We start from the raw sequence: 15,611 nt of genomic DNA on the forward strand, positions 1-15,611 counted from the left end.
CTTCTGGAATATCAAGCTGAAAATTCAGCATAAATCATAACTCAATCATATCAAAAATGGAATCTAAAAGTAAATTTTGCTTTAGCAAAACGTAACTCATGTTTAGACTTTTTTTGGGACATTTTCACTTTCGCTTGACAATATTTTTCAAACAAAATCTTTAAATTTATAAAATTGCGAGCAAATCACACTTTTTTTCGTATAGTATAGTGAGAGGAATTTTAGTATGACTAATTTTGATTTGTATCGTTTAAAAAAAGCTGGTATGACGACTTTAATGATTAACAAGTTTTTAGCATTTATCGCTGAATCTGATTTTGATGAAAAAAATAAAATGTTGTTGTTACCAAGTTTTGTGACAGCATCTACTATGAAAAACAAAGCCTTATTTTGGGAGAAGTTTCGGCAGATTGATGTCAAAGAGTTGCGTAGGGAATTTCTTAAATATCCGTCTTTTTCAATTTTAGATGACACGATTTATCCCGAAAATTTGCGCGAGATATACAATCCGCCAGTTTTACTATTTTATCAAGGCGATTTAAGTCTCCTCACACAAGCAAAACTGGGGTTTGTTGGCAGTCGAGATTGTAGTAAGCAAGGAATTGCCAGTGTTCAGAAAATTATCAGAGAATTGGAGAATCGGTTTGTGGTTATCAGTGGTCTTGCGCGTGGGATTGATACGGCTTGCCATATTGCTGCCATGAAAAATGGTGGCAAAACGATTGCTGTGATTGGCACTGGACTTGATGTCAACTATCCGCGTGAGAATTTTCAGTTACAGGATTATATTGCCAAAAATCAGCTGATTTTGACAGAGTATGGGCCAACTGAAAAAGCGCTAAAATATCATTTTCCCGATCGAAATCGTATTATTGCAGGACTATCGCGTGGTGTCTTGGTAACCGAGGCGAAGTTGCGCTCGGGTAGCTTGATTACTTGCGAGCGTGCCATGGAGGAAGGACGTGATGTTTTTGCGATTCCTGGTAATATCGTAGACGGTTTATCTGACGGCTGTCATCATTTGATACAGGAGGGTGCAAAACTCGTTTTTCATGGGCGTGATGTGCTTGATGAATATGAAGTTTAACACCAATACGTATTAAAAATATGACAAGAGATACTTGATTTTTGCCAAAATGTTGTTAAACTTATCTTGATGTAAAAAATCTGCCTTATTTTACCAAAAATTCAGCTCGTCTTTTACATCACATTTTTAAGGGCATCTCTAAAAACTGCTTTTGTTCATTTTTAGATAAAATTTTCTTAGGCTAGGAAATTCGACGAAGGCTTGCTGGTGCAAGTCAAGGAGGATTAACGACGACTAAGGAAATTTTAGCAATTTTTTCATGCACCGAGTAACCGCAGGTGCAAAAATGGGCGAATCTGAGTTTTTAGAGATGCCCTTAACATGAAGGCGTATAAACTGAAAAAACCGAACGTTCTACTCGAATTTTCGGTTTTTCGTCTATTATTTAACAGCTTTGCCTAAAATTAGTGATAAAATGAAATATAAAATAAGAAAAGGAAGAATCATCTTGAAATTACTTGTAATAGGCTCGGGCGGTCGTGAGCATGCGATTGCTAAGAAATTGTTAGATAGTCCCGAAGTTGAGACGGTCTTTGTGGCACCTGGGAATGCTGGTATGCTATTGGATGGTATCCAAACGGTTGCACTTGGTATTTCTCAGCATGCAGAATTGATTGATTTTGCCAAAGCAAATGACATTGCGTTTACTTTTATTGGACCAGATGATGCCTTGGCAGCGGGAATTGTAGATGATTTTGAATTGGCGGGTCTCACAGTATTTGGTCCGAATAAATTGGCAGCAGAATTGGAATGGTCAAAAGATTTTGCCAAACAAATCATGAATAAATACGGTGTACCGACAGCTGACCACCAGACTTTTGCTGATTTCGCTGAGGCAAAAAACTATATCGAAGAAAAAGGCGCGCCGATTGTCATCAAAGCTGACGGTTTAGCGCTTGGAAAAGGCGTTGTCGTTGCTGAAACGATTGCTGAGGCAGTTGCGTTCACACGCGATGTTCTTGAAAATAATAAATTTGGCAATTCTCGTGTAATTGTCGAAGAGTTTCTTGACGGCGAAGAGTTTTCATTGTTTGCCTTTGTCAAGGGCGATAAATTTTATATCATGCCGACAGCACAGGATCATAAACGTGCTTATGACGGCGATAAAGGGGCAAATACAGGCGGTATGGGTGCCTACTCGCCTGTTTCACATCTTCCTCAGTCGGTCGTTGACACAGCGATTGAGACGATTATCAAGCCCGTTGTCAATGGTATGATTAGTGAGGGGCGCACTTACACGGGGATTCTCTATGCTGGCTTGATTGTGACAGCTGACGGTGTGCCGAGGGTTATTGAGTTTAACGCACGTTTTGGCGACCCTGAGACGCAGGTTATTTTGCCACGTCTGACGTCTGATTTTGCAGTTAATTTGCGGGACTTGTTGGCAGATAAAGCACCCGATTTTACTTGGTTAAATGCTGGTGTGACTTTAGGGGTCGTTGTGGCTGCTGAAGGCTATCCAGGGGATTATGTCAAAGGTCTTGTAGTACCCGAGAAAACTTCTGGTGCGATTACCACTTATTATGCAGGGGTTACTACTGATGAAAAAGGACAACTTGTCACAAATGGTGGGCGTGTTTATCTCCTTGAAACGACAAGTGACAGCGTTGCTAGCGCACAGAACGCCATTTATAGCAAGCTAAAAAGCCAAGATACGACGGGACTTTTTTACAGAAACGATATTGGAGATAAGGCAAATGTTTGAAAAAGTGAAAATTGCGATTATCATGGGTAGCAAGTCCGACTGGGCAACCATGAAACGCGCGGCGGACGTACTAGATATGTTTGGCGTGGCTTATGAGAAAAAAGTGGTTTCAGCGCATAGAACGCCAGATCTCATGTTTACCTTTGCAGAAAGTGCGCGTGAACGTGGGATTGAAGTGATTATCGCAGGAGCGGGTGGCGCAGCGCATTTACCGGGCATGGTAGCTGCGAAAACGACTCTGCCAGTGATTGGCGTGCCAGTTAAATCTCGGGCGCTAAACGGTTTAGATTCGCTTTTATCAATCGTTCAAATGCCAGGTGGTGTACCGGTTGCAACGATGTCAATCGGAGAGTCTGGCGCACAAAATGCTGGGCTTTATGCCTTGCAAATCTTGGCGATTTCGGACAGCGATTTGGCTGAACGCTATGCCAAATTCCGCGCAAATCAAGAAAAGGCGGTAATAGAAAGTAGTGACGACCTTGACTGAGATAAAAACGATTGGCATTATCGGTGGTGGTCAGCTCGGGCAGATGATGGCGATTTCCGCGATTTATATGGGGCATAAGGTGATTGCGCTTGATCCAGATGCGACTTGTCCTGCAGCGAGTGTAGCTGAGCTGATTGTGGCAAAATATGATGATACGGCAGCGATTGCTGACTTGGCTAGACGTTGTGACGTGCTGACTTATGAGTTTGAAAATGTCTCAGCTGATGCGTTAGCGCCTTATGCGGATAAGTTGCCACAAGGTTTGGACTTGCTGCGACTATCGCAAAATCGCATTTTTGAAAAAGATTTTCTGACTAAAGCAGGTGTGAGAGTTGCGCCTTATCAGGTCGTGAGCACGCCGACAGAGTTGGACGACCTTGACTTGTCCAAAAAATATGTGCTAAAAACGGCGACTGGTGGTTATGATGGCCATGGTCAAGTCGTGATTAAGTCGGTTGAAGACTTGGAAAAAGGGCGTGAACTTGCGACCACAGCTGACTGTGTTTGTGAAGAATTTGTTGATTTTTTGAAAGAAGTTTCAGTGATTATTTCTGGCAATGGGACTGATTTTTCAGTTTTCCCAGTTTGTGAAAATTTACACAAAAATAACATTCTTGATAAAACAATTATGCCTGCCCGTATTTCTAAGTATCTGGCAGAAGAGGCGCGTGATATGGCGCTGACAATTGCTCAGTCGCTCAAATTGTCAGGCACTTTGTGTGTGGAAATGTTTGTGACACAGCATGATATTTTGGTCAATGAACTTGCGCCACGTCCGCACAATTCTGGTCATGCAACGATTGAAAGCTGTGATTTTTCACAATTTGACTTGCATATTCGCGGTATTTTAGCTGAAGAATTGCCAAAAGTAACCTTGTTGTCCCCTGCAGTCATGTTACAGGTTTTGGGGCAAGATTTGGGTGCTGCACGTCATTTTGCAAAAGAAAATCCTAGCGCTCATCTACACTTATATGGTAAAATAGAGGCAAAGGAAAATCGGAAGATGGGTCATGTGACCCTGCTGACCGATGATTGTAATGTTATAGGGCATCTCTAAAAACTCAGATTTGCCCATTTTTACTAAAATTTCCTTAGTCGTCGTCATTCCTCCTCGACTTGCACCAACAAGCCTTCGTTGGATTTCCTAGCCTAAGAAAATTTTATCTAAAAATGAACAAAAGCAAATCTTTTTGCGACGAGTAATCGCAGGAGCAGTTTTTAGAGATACCCTATACTTAATTAAAATTAGAAAAGGATAAAAATCATGTTAGAACGCTATACTCGTCCAGAAATGGGCGCTATCTGGACGGAAGAAAATAAATATCGTGCTTGGCTTGAGGTGGAGATTTTGGCGGACGAGGCTTGGGCTGAGTTGGGTGAGATTCCTAAAGCAGATGTTGCTAAAATTCGTGAGCATGCCAAATTTGACGTTGACCGCATTCTCGAAATCGAGAAAGAAACGCGTCATGATGTGGTTGCTTTCACGCGTTCGGTGTCCGAAAGTCTTGGCGACGAGCGCAAGTGGGTGCATTATGGCTTGACTTCGACTGACGTGGTGGATACGGCTTACGGTTATCTTTACAAGCAAGCTAACGATATTTTGCGGGCTGATTTGCTACGTTTCACTGACATTATTGCTGATAAGGCGCGTGAACACAAGTTCACGATTATGATGGGGCGCACGCACGGTGTTCATGCTGAGCCGACGACTTTTGGTCTCAAACTCGCGACTTGGTATAGCGAAATGACACGCAATATTGAGCGTTTTGAGCATGCGGCGCGTGGCGTTGAGGCAGGTAAAATTTCAGGAGCTGTTGGCAATTTTGCAAATATCCCACCATTCGTTGAAAGTTATGTGACGGAGAAACTTGGAATCACAGCGCAAGAAATCTCGACTCAAGTTTTGCCACGTGATTTGCACGCTGAATACTTCTCAACCATGGCGATTATTGCAAGCTCTATCGAACGCATGGCAACAGAAATCCGTGGTCTGCAAAAATCTGAACAACGTGAAGTTGAAGAATTTTTCGCTAAAGGTCAAAAAGGTAGCTCAGCTATGCCCCACAAACGCAATCCGATTGGCTCTGAGAATATGACAGGTTTAGCGCGCGTGATTCGTGGTCATGCGGTAACTGCTTACGAGGATATTGCTTTATGGCATGAACGTGATATTTCCCATAGCTCAGCTGAACGCATTATCACGCCAGATACAACGATTTTGCTAGATTATATGCTCAATCGTTTTGGCAATATCGTCAAAAATCTAACGGTTTTCCCTGAAAATATGATTCGCAATATGAATAGTACTTTTGGCTTGATTTACAGCCAACGCGTGATGCTCAAACTCATTGAAAAAGGCATGACACGTGAGGAGGCTTACGATTTGGTACAGCCTAAAACAGCTTATTCTTGGGACAATCAAGTTGATTTCAAGCCACAATTATTGGCAGATGAAAAAGTGATGGCAAAACTCAGTCTTGAAGAAGTTGAGGAACTTTTCAATCCTGTTTACTATACAAAACGTGTGGATGAAGTGTTTGAGCGTATTGGGTTGTAAAAAATTAAAATAAGGAAAAATCATGTGATTAGGAAACTAACTGACGAAGAGGTTTTGGATATGTCAGATTTTTATTATAAAATTTGGTATGAGACCTATCACCCATTTTGCTCGCCCCATTTTTTTGATTATCAAACAGCTGAAATGGCTTACTTTGCTTTAGAAAATGGTTTAGAGACTGGCGAGATCTTTTTTGGAAAATTTCTTGGAGATGAACTGGTTGGCTTTATCTCAATTATCGAAAACCGTAAAGAAGTGCCAGATTACACTTGGGAAATTCATACTTTATATGTTTCATCGTCTTATCAATCTCAAGGGATTGGTACGGCATTGTTTCAGTATGTTCGTGAGTTATTCTTAAATCTCAAAATCGAGAAATGCTTTCTTTTTGTCGTTGAGGGCAATACTGCTAAGGAATTTTACAAGAAAATGGGTGGTGTTCAATTGTCAAGTAGAAGAATTTCGTCGAGAATTCCTGAATTTGAAGCGATTATGGGTTTTGATTTTACGACTAAATAAGAATAATAAATTAAAAAAATGTTGCTACGGCAATATTTTTTTGTGACAATTTAAGAAAACGCAGGAAGTTTCAAAATAGAAGCGTTTTTATGTTATAATATGTTTAGTATTAAATGGAGAAGCTAAGAGAATGATTGATGATGAACTTGAACTAAGAAAATTATCCGAGCAAGATATGCGATCACTTTGGGGAAATCGCCTATGGCAAGCCAAAACCTGAATGGTTGAATTGGAATGGCTCATATTTTAATGACCCTTTTCACACTTGGGAGAGTTTTCTGGCAGATGCGGTTTCAAGAATGATTTTCGTTATGGTATTTTTGGCAATGGTAAGCTGATTGGTGTTGTTTCGGCATATTTTGTGGATGGTGAGTTGTGACGGTGGTTGGCAATTGGTCTTGTCTTGTACGCTGAGACGACTTGGGGCAGGCAGATCGGCAGTCGAGCGCTAAAACTTTGGTTGACACATTTATTTGCAACTGTTGATTTACCGCATATCGGCTTTACGATTTGGTCGGGAAATATGGGCATGATTCGCATTGGGCAAAAGCTTGGTATGAGCGAAGAGGCGCAGATTCGCAAGGTACGTTATTGGCAAAATCGGTATTGAGAGTCAGTTAAATTTGGCGTGTTGCGAGAGGAATGGGAGAAATGACAAGCTTCTGGAGATGAGAAAATAAAATTTTGTGAACTCAAAATAGCCTGACTGAAAAATGGAGAAAATAGTGACAAGGAAGAAGATAGTTATTGGGATTCTCGCCCATGTGGATGCGGGAAAAACAACACTTATTGAGAGCATTTTATATCAAACAGGTGTTATCCGTGAGCTTGGGAGAGTTGATCACGAGGATGCTTTTTTGGATACGCATGAGCTAGAGAAAAAACGGGGCATTACGATTTTTTCTAAGCAAGCTCGGCTTGAACTCGGCGATTTCGAGATTGTTTTTCTTGATACGCCAGGTCATAGTGATTTTATGTTTGAAATGGCGCGAACTTTACAGGTGCTTGATTATGCAATTCTTGTTGTCGACGGCTCTAAGGAGCTCAAAGGTTACACCAAGACACTCTGGGATCTGCTTGCCCAGTATGAGATACCGACTGTTTTATTTGTCAATAAAATGGACAAGACAGGCAGCGACAAGCTGATAGCACAAAAACGATTGCAACAAGAACTCAGCGATACTTGCCTAGCATTTGATATTGAAAATTCAGCTGACTTTTATGACAGTGTTGCTTTGTTAGATGAGACATTAATGGCAAATTATTTGGAAACAGGTAAGATTAGTGACGATGAAATTGCAGATTTGATTGGACAACGTTTGTTATTTCCATGTTTTTACGGTTCAGCCTTAAGATTAATTGGCACTGCTGAATTTTTGACAAATTTCCCAAGATTTATCCAAGCAAAATCGTATCCAACGCAATTCGGGGCGCGTGTTTTCAAGATTTCACGAGATGAGAAAAAAACGCGCCTGACACATCTGAAAATTATGGGCGGTAAGCTGAAAGTCAAGGATATGTTATCTGGAATTGCTGGCAAAACAGGCGATGAGTGGTCTGAAAAAGTTGAGCAAATTCGCCTGTACTCAGGTGGCAAATATGAAACTGTTCAAGAAGTATCGGCTGGTAATATTGTGGCAATAACGGGTTTAACACAAAGTTATGCTGGACAGTCGCTTGGCAATGACAGTACGCCTGTTACGCCTGTGATGACACCGATTTTCTCTTATGCAATAACGGTCCCAATCGGGGTCGATACCGCCATTTTTTATAAGAATTTGCAGATTTTTGAAGAGGAAAATCCTGAGCTTCATATTGTTTGGTATAAAAAAACAAATGAAATACATGTTCGGGTCATGGGAGAGGTGCAGATTGAAATTTTGAAAAGTGTTATTTTTGCGCGTTTGGGCTTGAATGTGACTTTTAAGGAAAGTCGGGTCGTCTATCAGGAGACGATTGCGCAGACGGTTTATGGTGTCGGGCATTTTGAACCTTTGCGCCATTATTCTGAGGTTCATGTTTTGCTAGAACCTTTGCCGAGGGGAGCTGGTTTGCAGTTTGCTAATCTTTGTTCTGAGGAAATGCTAGAGAAATCTTATCAAAAGGGTGTCATGACACATTTGCAAGAAAAATCACATCTCGGGGTGCTGACAGGTTCAGCAATTACAGATGTTAAGATAACACTTTTGACAGGGCGAGCGCACAATAAACACACGCATGGTGGTGATTTTCGTGAGGCGACTTATCGGGCGGTTCGTCACGGTTTACGGAAAGCCGAAAGTGTTTTGCTAGAGCCATATTATTACTTCGATTTGGCAGTACCTGTTGATAAGATTGGGCGTGCCATGTCTGATTTGACACGCATGCAGGCGGAATTTTCTGAGCCTCAGCTGACTGGCGATCTTGCAACTTTGTCAGGTACAGCACCAGCGATTCTCTTGCAAAATTATCAAGCAGAAATTACTGCCTATACGAGTGGCAACGGCAATATCAGCCTGAATTTGGCAGGCTATGACCTTTGTCATAATGCTGATGAGGTAATTGCTGATTTTGCTTATGATATTGCTGCTGATTTGGAAAATACAGCAGACTCTGTATTTTGTGGCAAAGGAAAAAGTTTCTTGATTGCTTGGGACGAGGTTGAAAATTATCGACATTTGGAAAATCCTTACACGAGTTAGTTTGAGAGGAAATTGACGATGAAAAATGTTATTGGGCATTGTTTATGTGAAAAAATTAAGTTGAACATTAAAGAAACGGAGTTGTTAATTACCGCTTGTCATTGTGGCATGTGTCGGCGCCAAAATGCGGGTGTAACGATGTATACACCGTTGATTAAACAATCGATTATGAGATTTTATGTGGCAATGAGTTTATTTCACTCTATCAGTCAAGTAGTTGGGTGTCGCGTGCTTTTTGTCAATTTTGTGGTACTTATCTGTTTTATCAGAATAAAAATGAGAATGCTATTTATTTAAATGCGGAATTATTCGACGAGTTTAGTCATAATGCTCAACTTATCAGTCACATTTTCTATGATGACAAGCCTGATTATTATGATTTTACCAATCATTGTCAAAAGTTGACAAGTGACGGGCATTGCATGTCAAATGACGATTAGTGAGTATTGGGAGAGATTTTGTGATATTTCAGGTGTTTTTAAATTAGCGAAATACGACAGTTGGCATTTTGGAGATTCTGTAAAAATGGCAGATAATCTAGCAGCATTAGTCATAAGTGGTAAAAAAAACGGCTACTGCAAGTAGCTTGGCTTGGTTTGACGACAATAAGGTCGCTTTACCGAGAGTTGGAGATTATATCATTTTACAAAATGGTTATGGCAAGCCAATCGCGGTTTTACGAGAACTTCAGGTGGAGGTGACGGCTTTTGATGAGATAAGTGAGGAACATGCTTTTTTGAAAGGCGAAGGGAATCGGTCGCTAACTTATTGGAGATGATAACACGAATGTTATTTTTCACAAAATTTGACGAATGGTCAGATTTTTGATTCCAAAACTAAGTTAGTTTTAGAAAGATTTAAGGTCATTTTTACTCATAAAATTCAATGAAAATAGACTTGAAAACGGTAATCTGTATGAAAAAATAATCATATTTGACCACAAACAAAATAATCATCAATTTCTAGCGCCTATTTTTTTTGAGATTATGATAAAATATAAATAAACGTATATAAATATAAGGGCATCTCTAAAAACTCAGATTCGCCCATTTTTGTTAGCTCATAAAATCGCTAACAGAAAAAAGATGTGCACCTGCGGTTACTCGGTGCATGAAAAAATTGCTAAAATTTCCTTAGTCGTCGTCAATCCTCCTTGACTTGCGCTAGCAAGCCTTCGTCGGATTTCCTAGCCTAAGAAAATTTTATCTAAAAAAGAACAAAAGCAGTTTTTAGAGATGCCCATAAAAATTTGAAAGGAATGAGCTGTTGAACAGTTCAGTAGGAAAAATGGGAAAATTATTTGGCAGTATTGAGGCTGGTGGGACAAAATTTGTTTGTGCTGTCGGAAATGCAGATTTAATGATTTTGGAAAGCACGACATTTCCGACAGAAAAGCCAGCAGAAACGCTACAAAAAGCAGTCGATTTTTTCAAGCCTTTTTATGATGAGGGCAGTTTAGCTGCGATTTCAGTCGGTAGTTTTGGACCGATTGATGTGGCGATTGGCTCAAAAACTTACGGTTTTGTTACAACAACGCCAAAACCCCATTGGGCAAATGCTGATGTAATTGGCTTTCTGAAAGCGCAACTTGACTTGCCCATGTATTTTACAACAGATGTGAATTCGTCGGCATATGGCGAAAAAATACTGGATAGCTCGCTTAACAGCTTGGTTTATTACACGATTGGCACAGGCATTGGCGCTGGTGCGATTCAAGGCGAGGACTTTATCGGCGGTGTCTCGCATACTGAAATGGGACATACGTTTGTCAAACGTCATGCGGATGACCTTGATTTTGCGGGTGTTTGTCCATTTCACAACGACTGCTTGGAGGGCGTGGCAGCTGGACCGTCTTTGGAGGCGCGTACGGGCGTTCGTGGTGAAAATATTGCGCTAGAGTCGCCAGTTTGGGACATTCAAGCCTACTATATTGCGCAAGCCGCTGTGCAAGCGACCTTAATTTTGCGCCCAGAAAGAATTATTTTCGGTGGCGGTGTCATGGCACAAGAACACATGATGAACCGCGTCCGCAAGCAGTTTGCAGCACAACTCAACGGCTATGTTACCGTGCCAGATTTAGTGGATTATCTAAAAACGCCCGCTATTGCTGACAATGCCTCAGCAACTGTTGGAAATTTTGCGCTTGCTAAACGGGAGTATGAGCGGATGGTGTGTAAAAAATAAGAGATTCTTTAAAAGAAAACTCCGTTATTAAAAATTTCGGTATACCACTAGGAATTCTTATAATTATATTTTTTGGCGTGGTAAAAATAATTATTGATAGTGAGGTTGAAAGAAATTGGGAACAAGTTGCCCATTCTTCTTCTTTTGTTAAAAAAACAAATAATGAAGAGGAGGATAAAACCACTGAAACCACAGAAATTTCTGAATCTATTGGAAAAAATTCGTCAGTAGATGAAGCTTCTGAAAAGTCTAAAGCTAGTGAATTTCTTTCTGAAAAGTCTCCTAAAAATCGAGGAGGGCAACTTCAATTGGATGAAACATATAGTGTGAATGGAGAAATAAAAAGTCATTCAATAAGATATGAAAGTAGGAGTTCTTTTTCCAATGATGGTGATGGAGAAATTGAATACAACCTAGGAAGGAATTATTCCAAGTTAGAGGGGATCTTAGGTTTAAATGATGATGGAAGTAATGAAGAAGTGGGGGTTTTAGATATTTATTTAGATGATTCCCCAGTAGACGTTGATATTAGTGGATGTTTAATTTTGAAACTTGTTTTTTCAGAAGTCGGTAACAGGAAAGTTGATAGTCCAGCCGATGCTGCGAAAATGGGGGTAAATGCAGCACAAGGAATTACTTCTGGTAAAACTGATATTGTATTTGGACAACCGAAAATAAAAAAATAAGACATCACATTGTGAGGTCTTATTTCAATTGCTGATAGCGATTGTACCAAATTTCAACGTATTTTTTAGAAAATGGTCCCTTACCCTCATTTATCCAATTGACCAAAATTTTGACATTTTCTTTCAAAATATAGTCAATATCTGCGGGATAACGCATTTCTCGCTTGTGGCGTTCGTATTCTTCGACATCTAACAGCTTTTTTTCGCCGTCAGCGAAAACCTTGATGTCAAGGTCATAGTCGATATATTTGAGCGCCTCATTATCAAGCGTGTAGGGGCTAGCGAGATTACAATAGTAGCTCACGCCATTTTCTCGAATCATAGCGATGATATTAAACCAAAACTTCTTGTGAAAGTAAACAATCGCAGGCTCGCGCGTTACCCAACGTCGCCCGTCGCTCTCTGTCACAAGGGTGTGATCATTCACGCCAATGATTGAATTTTCGTTTGTCTTTAGCACCATCGTATCACGCCAAGTACGATGCAAGCTGCCGTCATGTTTATAGCTTTGAATCGTAATAAAGTCGCCTTCTTTGGGGATTTTCATCATCCTACCAACTTTCTAACATTCAAAGTTCTCAAGATGATTATACCATTTTTTTGATCATTTGTCAGATTTAAACTCAGAAAAAAATGACCGATCTCTTGATTTCTTCGGAAAAATGTTCGAGGAGATAAGTATCGAATGTTTTTATTTGTTTGAGTTGACGATAGCGCCTGTGAAGATTGTGGGTGTTAGGCGCGTCATATTCAGGATGAGCTTTGAAATAATCTCCCACTAAATGCCATTCTCGCTTGTAACCAAGTGGTTTTGATTGATAATGCACACCGTCAATTATCTTGTCATAAGAGCGATGATTATGCCCAAAAACAACGTTTTTTATGCCATATTTCATGAAAATATCGTGAAATTTTTCAGAACCCATAAAAGCATTAAATTTCACAAATTTTGAATGGGTCATTAAAAATGATTTATCAGGTACAAAGTGCATCGCAACAATCAGATTTTCTGTGTCAAGTGTTGCAAGCGTGTCGTCTAGCTTAGCTAATATCTGATAAGTAGTCGTTGGGTCATCAAATTTCCGCTTAATTTTTCGATCAAACCAAAATGTATTTTTCGTTCGTAAATTCTGCTCAAGGCTGATTTCTGGGCAAAAAGAATAGTCATACCAACCTGCGAAACTTAGCAGTTTTTTATCGCCAAGCGCTCGAAGTTGAAAATCTTTGTCACTAATCTCACTCTCCGTCATACCAAGCATATCGTGATTGCCAAGGTTGTAAGAAACTGTAAAATGCTCAGTAAGTAGAGCTAAAAAAGGTTTGGACAGTGTTTCAAAGTCGTTAGATATATCACCAGCCAGATGTAAATCAGTTACTCCCTCATCAAGTAAAGTCTGAATCAAAATTTCAATATATCTGCTATCCAAATGATTCACATCAAGATGTAAATCTGACATAATCGCTAGTTTTTTTGTCAATTTCATATTATAATAGTAGCATGACTGACTTGAAATCACAAATTATTACTTTATCAAAAGAAATTGGTATTTCTAAAATTGGGTTTACAACTGCTGATAATTTCGATTATCTGGCAAAATCATTGAAAATGGCACAAGAAAACGGGACAAGTTCGGGTTTTGAGCATAAAAATATTGCTGAACGCACCAAACCCGAACTTTTATTGAAAAATGCTAAAACGATTATCTCAATTGCTGTTGCTTATCCCAATAAATTGCCGCAGATGCCACAGAAATCTGACTATAAACGTGGCAAATTTTCGCCGTCAAGTTGGGGTATGGATTATCATCACATCTTGACTGAAAAAATGGCATTATTGTCAGCTAGAATCGCCGAATTGACAGATGAATTTGACCATAAAGCCATGGTTGATACGGGTGCGTTAGTTGATACAGCAGTTGCTAGACGGGCGGGAATTGGCTTTATCGGCAAAAATGGTTTGGTCATCTCGAAAGAATTTGGTTCCTACATGTTTTTGGGGGAACTCGTGACTAATCTCAATCTTGCGCCAGATCGTCCTGTTACCTATGATTGTGGCGATTGCAATCATTGTGTCACGTCTTGTCCGACAAGCGCACTTAATGGCGATTCGACCATGAATGCTAAGCGTTGTTTGAGTTTTCAAACGCAGACAACGGGGCAATTGGCTGAAGAATTTCGGGTAAAGATGAAAAATGTTATCTATGGGTGTGATATTTGTCAAATTGCCTGTCCTTATAACAAAGGCATAGATAACCAAGCTCAGACGACGATTGACCCAGAAGTCGCCTTTCCCGAGCTGATACCATTTATCCAACTGACCAACAAGGAATTTAAGGCAAAATTCAGCGAAATTGCAGGGGCATGGCGTGGGAAAAATGTGCTACAAAGGAACGCAATTTATGCGCTTGCTAATCTGAACGATAAAACGGCAATCTCAGTTTTAGAAGAAATTGCGGAAAATCCACGCAATGAAGTACATCAAGAGGCGGCGCAATGGGCATTAAGTAAACTGAAAATTAGGTTATTGAAAAAATCATGAAAACGTGGTAGAATAGAGTGTTATGGAAATTAGTGAAATTCGCAATCAAATTGCGCAAAATACGGAAAAAATCGCCTCATTTCGAGAAAATCTCGACCTTGACCGCCTAGAAGAAGAAATTGCCCTCCTAGATAATGATATGTCAGACCCAAGTTTTTGGGATGACAACATTGCGGCGCAAAAAGTCGTTGAGCAATCAAATCTTCTCAAAGCCAAGTATCAGACTTTCATGGCAATGCAAGCCATGCACGACGATCAAGAAGTCATGCTTGAGATGCTGGTAGAAGATGCTGACGAAGAAATGCAAGCAGAACTTGAAATGGAGCTTGAAAAACTTAGTAGTAAAATGCAAGGCTACGAGCTTGAAATGCTACTCAATCAGCCTTATGACCACATGAATGCTCTTCTTGAAATTCATCCAGGTTCGGGTGGCACGGAGTCGCAGGACTGGGGGAGTATGCTCATGCGCATGTATGAGCGTTGGGGCAATGCCCATAATTTCAAGGTCGAAGTGGTTGATTATCAAGACGGCGATGTGGCTGGGCTTAAATCTGCTACCCTCAAATTTACAGGCAATAATGCCTATGGTTTTCTGCGTTCTGAAAAAGGCGTTCATCGTCTCGTGCGCATTTCGCCGTTTGACTCGCAAAACCGCCGTCATACCTCATTTACATCAGTTGACGTCATGCCTGAGCTTGACGACTCAATCGAGGTTGACGTGCGCGATGCCGACATCAAGATGGATACTTTCCGCTCTGGTGGTGCGGGTGGGCAAAATGTCAACAAAGTTTCGACAGGTGTGCGCTTGACTCATACACCGACAGGCATTGTGGTCTCTTCCACCATGGATAGAACTCAGTACGGTAACCGAGATTTGGCTATGAAAATGCTCAAATCTAAACTTTACCAGTTAGAAGTTGAGAAAAAACAAGCCGAAGTTGACGAATTAAAAGGCGACCAAGCCGATATTTCATGGGGCTCACAAATTCGTTCCTATGTGTTCATGCCTTATCAGTTAGTCAAAGATACGCGTTCAGGTTATGAGACGAGTCAGATTGACAATGTTATGGACGGCGACCTTGACGGTTTCATTGATGCCTATCTCAAATGGAAAATGTTGTAAGCCTGTAATCCGTCGGTAATAATGTTTTGGTATAATAAAATTC

The 15,611-nt window shown here is 40.4% G+C and carries 17 protein-coding genes; 15 read left to right on the forward strand and 2 right to left on the reverse strand.

Going from position 1 to position 15,611, the window contains the following annotated elements:
• Positions 1 to 226: 226 nt before the first annotated feature.
• From dprA to Hs30E_RS03595, 13 genes are all read left to right on the forward strand, one after another.
• A complete protein-coding gene (dprA, locus tag Hs30E_RS03540) occupies positions 227 to 1,087 on the forward strand; it encodes a DNA-processing protein DprA (RefSeq protein ID WP_172207993.1) in 861 nt (286 codons plus the stop codon).
• A 448-nt stretch (positions 1,088 to 1,535) separates the two neighbouring features.
• Entirely contained in the window at positions 1,536 to 2,792 is a 1,257-nt protein-coding gene (purD, locus tag Hs30E_RS03545) for a phosphoribosylamine--glycine ligase (RefSeq protein WP_172207994.1), read from the forward strand.
• The gene (gene purE, locus Hs30E_RS03550) at positions 2,785 to 3,279 is read left to right on the forward strand and encodes a 5-(carboxyamino)imidazole ribonucleotide mutase (RefSeq protein ID WP_172207996.1); all 495 of its coding nucleotides are present in this window, start codon (positions 2,785 to 2,787) and stop codon (positions 3,277 to 3,279) included. The genes purD and purE overlap by 8 nt, the downstream gene beginning before the upstream one ends.
• A complete protein-coding gene (gene purK / locus Hs30E_RS03555; RefSeq protein ID WP_172208037.1) occupies positions 3,272 to 4,336 on the forward strand; it encodes a 5-(carboxyamino)imidazole ribonucleotide synthase in 1,065 nt (354 codons plus the stop codon). Before purE ends, purK begins: the two co-directional genes overlap by 8 nt.
• A gap of 207 nt (positions 4,337 to 4,543) precedes the next feature.
• Entirely contained in the window at positions 4,544 to 5,836 is a 1,293-nt protein-coding gene (gene purB, locus Hs30E_RS03560; protein ID WP_172207997.1) for an adenylosuccinate lyase, read from the forward strand.
• A gap of 24 nt (positions 5,837 to 5,860) precedes the next feature.
• Entirely contained in the window at positions 5,861 to 6,355 is a 495-nt protein-coding gene (locus tag Hs30E_RS03565) for a GNAT family N-acetyltransferase (RefSeq protein WP_172207999.1), read from the forward strand.
• Positions 6,356 to 6,740: 385 nt separating this feature from the next.
• On the forward strand, positions 6,741 to 6,965 hold the full coding sequence (locus tag Hs30E_RS11100; protein ID WP_228461983.1) for a GNAT family N-acetyltransferase: 225 nt from the start codon (positions 6,741 to 6,743) through the stop codon (positions 6,963 to 6,965).
• 115 nt (positions 6,966 to 7,080) lie between these two features.
• Entirely contained in the window at positions 7,081 to 9,036 is a 1,956-nt protein-coding gene (locus Hs30E_RS03575; protein WP_172208001.1) for an elongation factor G, read from the forward strand.
• A gap of 18 nt (positions 9,037 to 9,054) precedes the next feature.
• Positions 9,055 to 9,333 carry a GFA family protein gene (locus Hs30E_RS11660; RefSeq protein WP_489752588.1) on the forward strand — a complete coding sequence of 93 codons (279 nt, stop codon included), beginning with the start codon at positions 9,055 to 9,057 and terminating at the stop codon, positions 9,331 to 9,333.
• Positions 9,258 to 9,476, forward strand: coding sequence for a GFA family protein (locus Hs30E_RS03580; protein WP_172208003.1), 219 nt, complete (start codon positions 9,258 to 9,260; stop codon positions 9,474 to 9,476). The genes Hs30E_RS11660 and Hs30E_RS03580 overlap by 76 nt, the downstream gene beginning before the upstream one ends.
• A gap of 116 nt (positions 9,477 to 9,592) precedes the next feature.
• The gene (locus Hs30E_RS03585) at positions 9,593 to 9,814 is read left to right on the forward strand and encodes an ASCH domain-containing protein (protein WP_172208005.1); all 222 of its coding nucleotides are present in this window, start codon (positions 9,593 to 9,595) and stop codon (positions 9,812 to 9,814) included.
• A gap of 509 nt (positions 9,815 to 10,323) precedes the next feature.
• Positions 10,324 to 11,220, forward strand: coding sequence for a fructokinase ScrK (scrK, locus tag Hs30E_RS03590; RefSeq protein ID WP_172208007.1), 897 nt, complete (start codon positions 10,324 to 10,326; stop codon positions 11,218 to 11,220).
• A gap of 77 nt (positions 11,221 to 11,297) precedes the next feature.
• A complete protein-coding gene (locus tag Hs30E_RS03595) occupies positions 11,298 to 11,906 on the forward strand; it encodes a hypothetical protein (RefSeq protein WP_172208009.1) in 609 nt (202 codons plus the stop codon).
• A 19-nt stretch (positions 11,907 to 11,925) separates the two neighbouring features.
• Here the strand turns inward: Hs30E_RS03595 and ntdP are convergent, their stop codons facing one another.
• Entirely contained in the window at positions 11,926 to 12,453 is a 528-nt protein-coding gene (ntdP, locus tag Hs30E_RS03600; RefSeq protein ID WP_172208011.1) for a nucleoside tri-diphosphate phosphatase, read from the reverse strand.
• Positions 12,454 to 12,529: 76 nt separating this feature from the next.
• Positions 12,530 to 13,390, reverse strand: a complete 861-nt coding sequence (locus tag Hs30E_RS03605; protein ID WP_172208013.1) for a metallophosphoesterase — start codon at positions 13,388 to 13,390, stop codon at positions 12,530 to 12,532.
• Between the two features lie 14 nt (positions 13,391 to 13,404).
• Between Hs30E_RS03605 and queG the strand changes: the two genes are divergently transcribed.
• Both queG and prfB read left to right on the forward strand, forming a co-directional pair.
• Positions 13,405 to 14,445, forward strand: a complete 1,041-nt coding sequence (gene queG, locus Hs30E_RS03610) for a tRNA epoxyqueuosine(34) reductase QueG (RefSeq protein WP_172208014.1) — start codon at positions 13,405 to 13,407, stop codon at positions 14,443 to 14,445.
• A 22-nt stretch (positions 14,446 to 14,467) separates the two neighbouring features.
• Positions 14,468 to 15,568 (forward strand): peptide chain release factor 2, encoded by a 1,101-nt coding sequence (gene prfB, locus Hs30E_RS03615; protein WP_172208015.1) that lies wholly within the window; start codon positions 14,468 to 14,470, stop codon positions 15,566 to 15,568.
• Positions 15,569 to 15,611 lie beyond the last annotated feature (43 nt).

Origin of the sequence: Pseudolactococcus hodotermopsidis, assembly GCF_011170085.1 — a bacterium.
Classification (GTDB): Bacteria; Bacillota; Bacilli; order Lactobacillales; family Streptococcaceae; genus Pseudolactococcus; species Pseudolactococcus hodotermopsidis.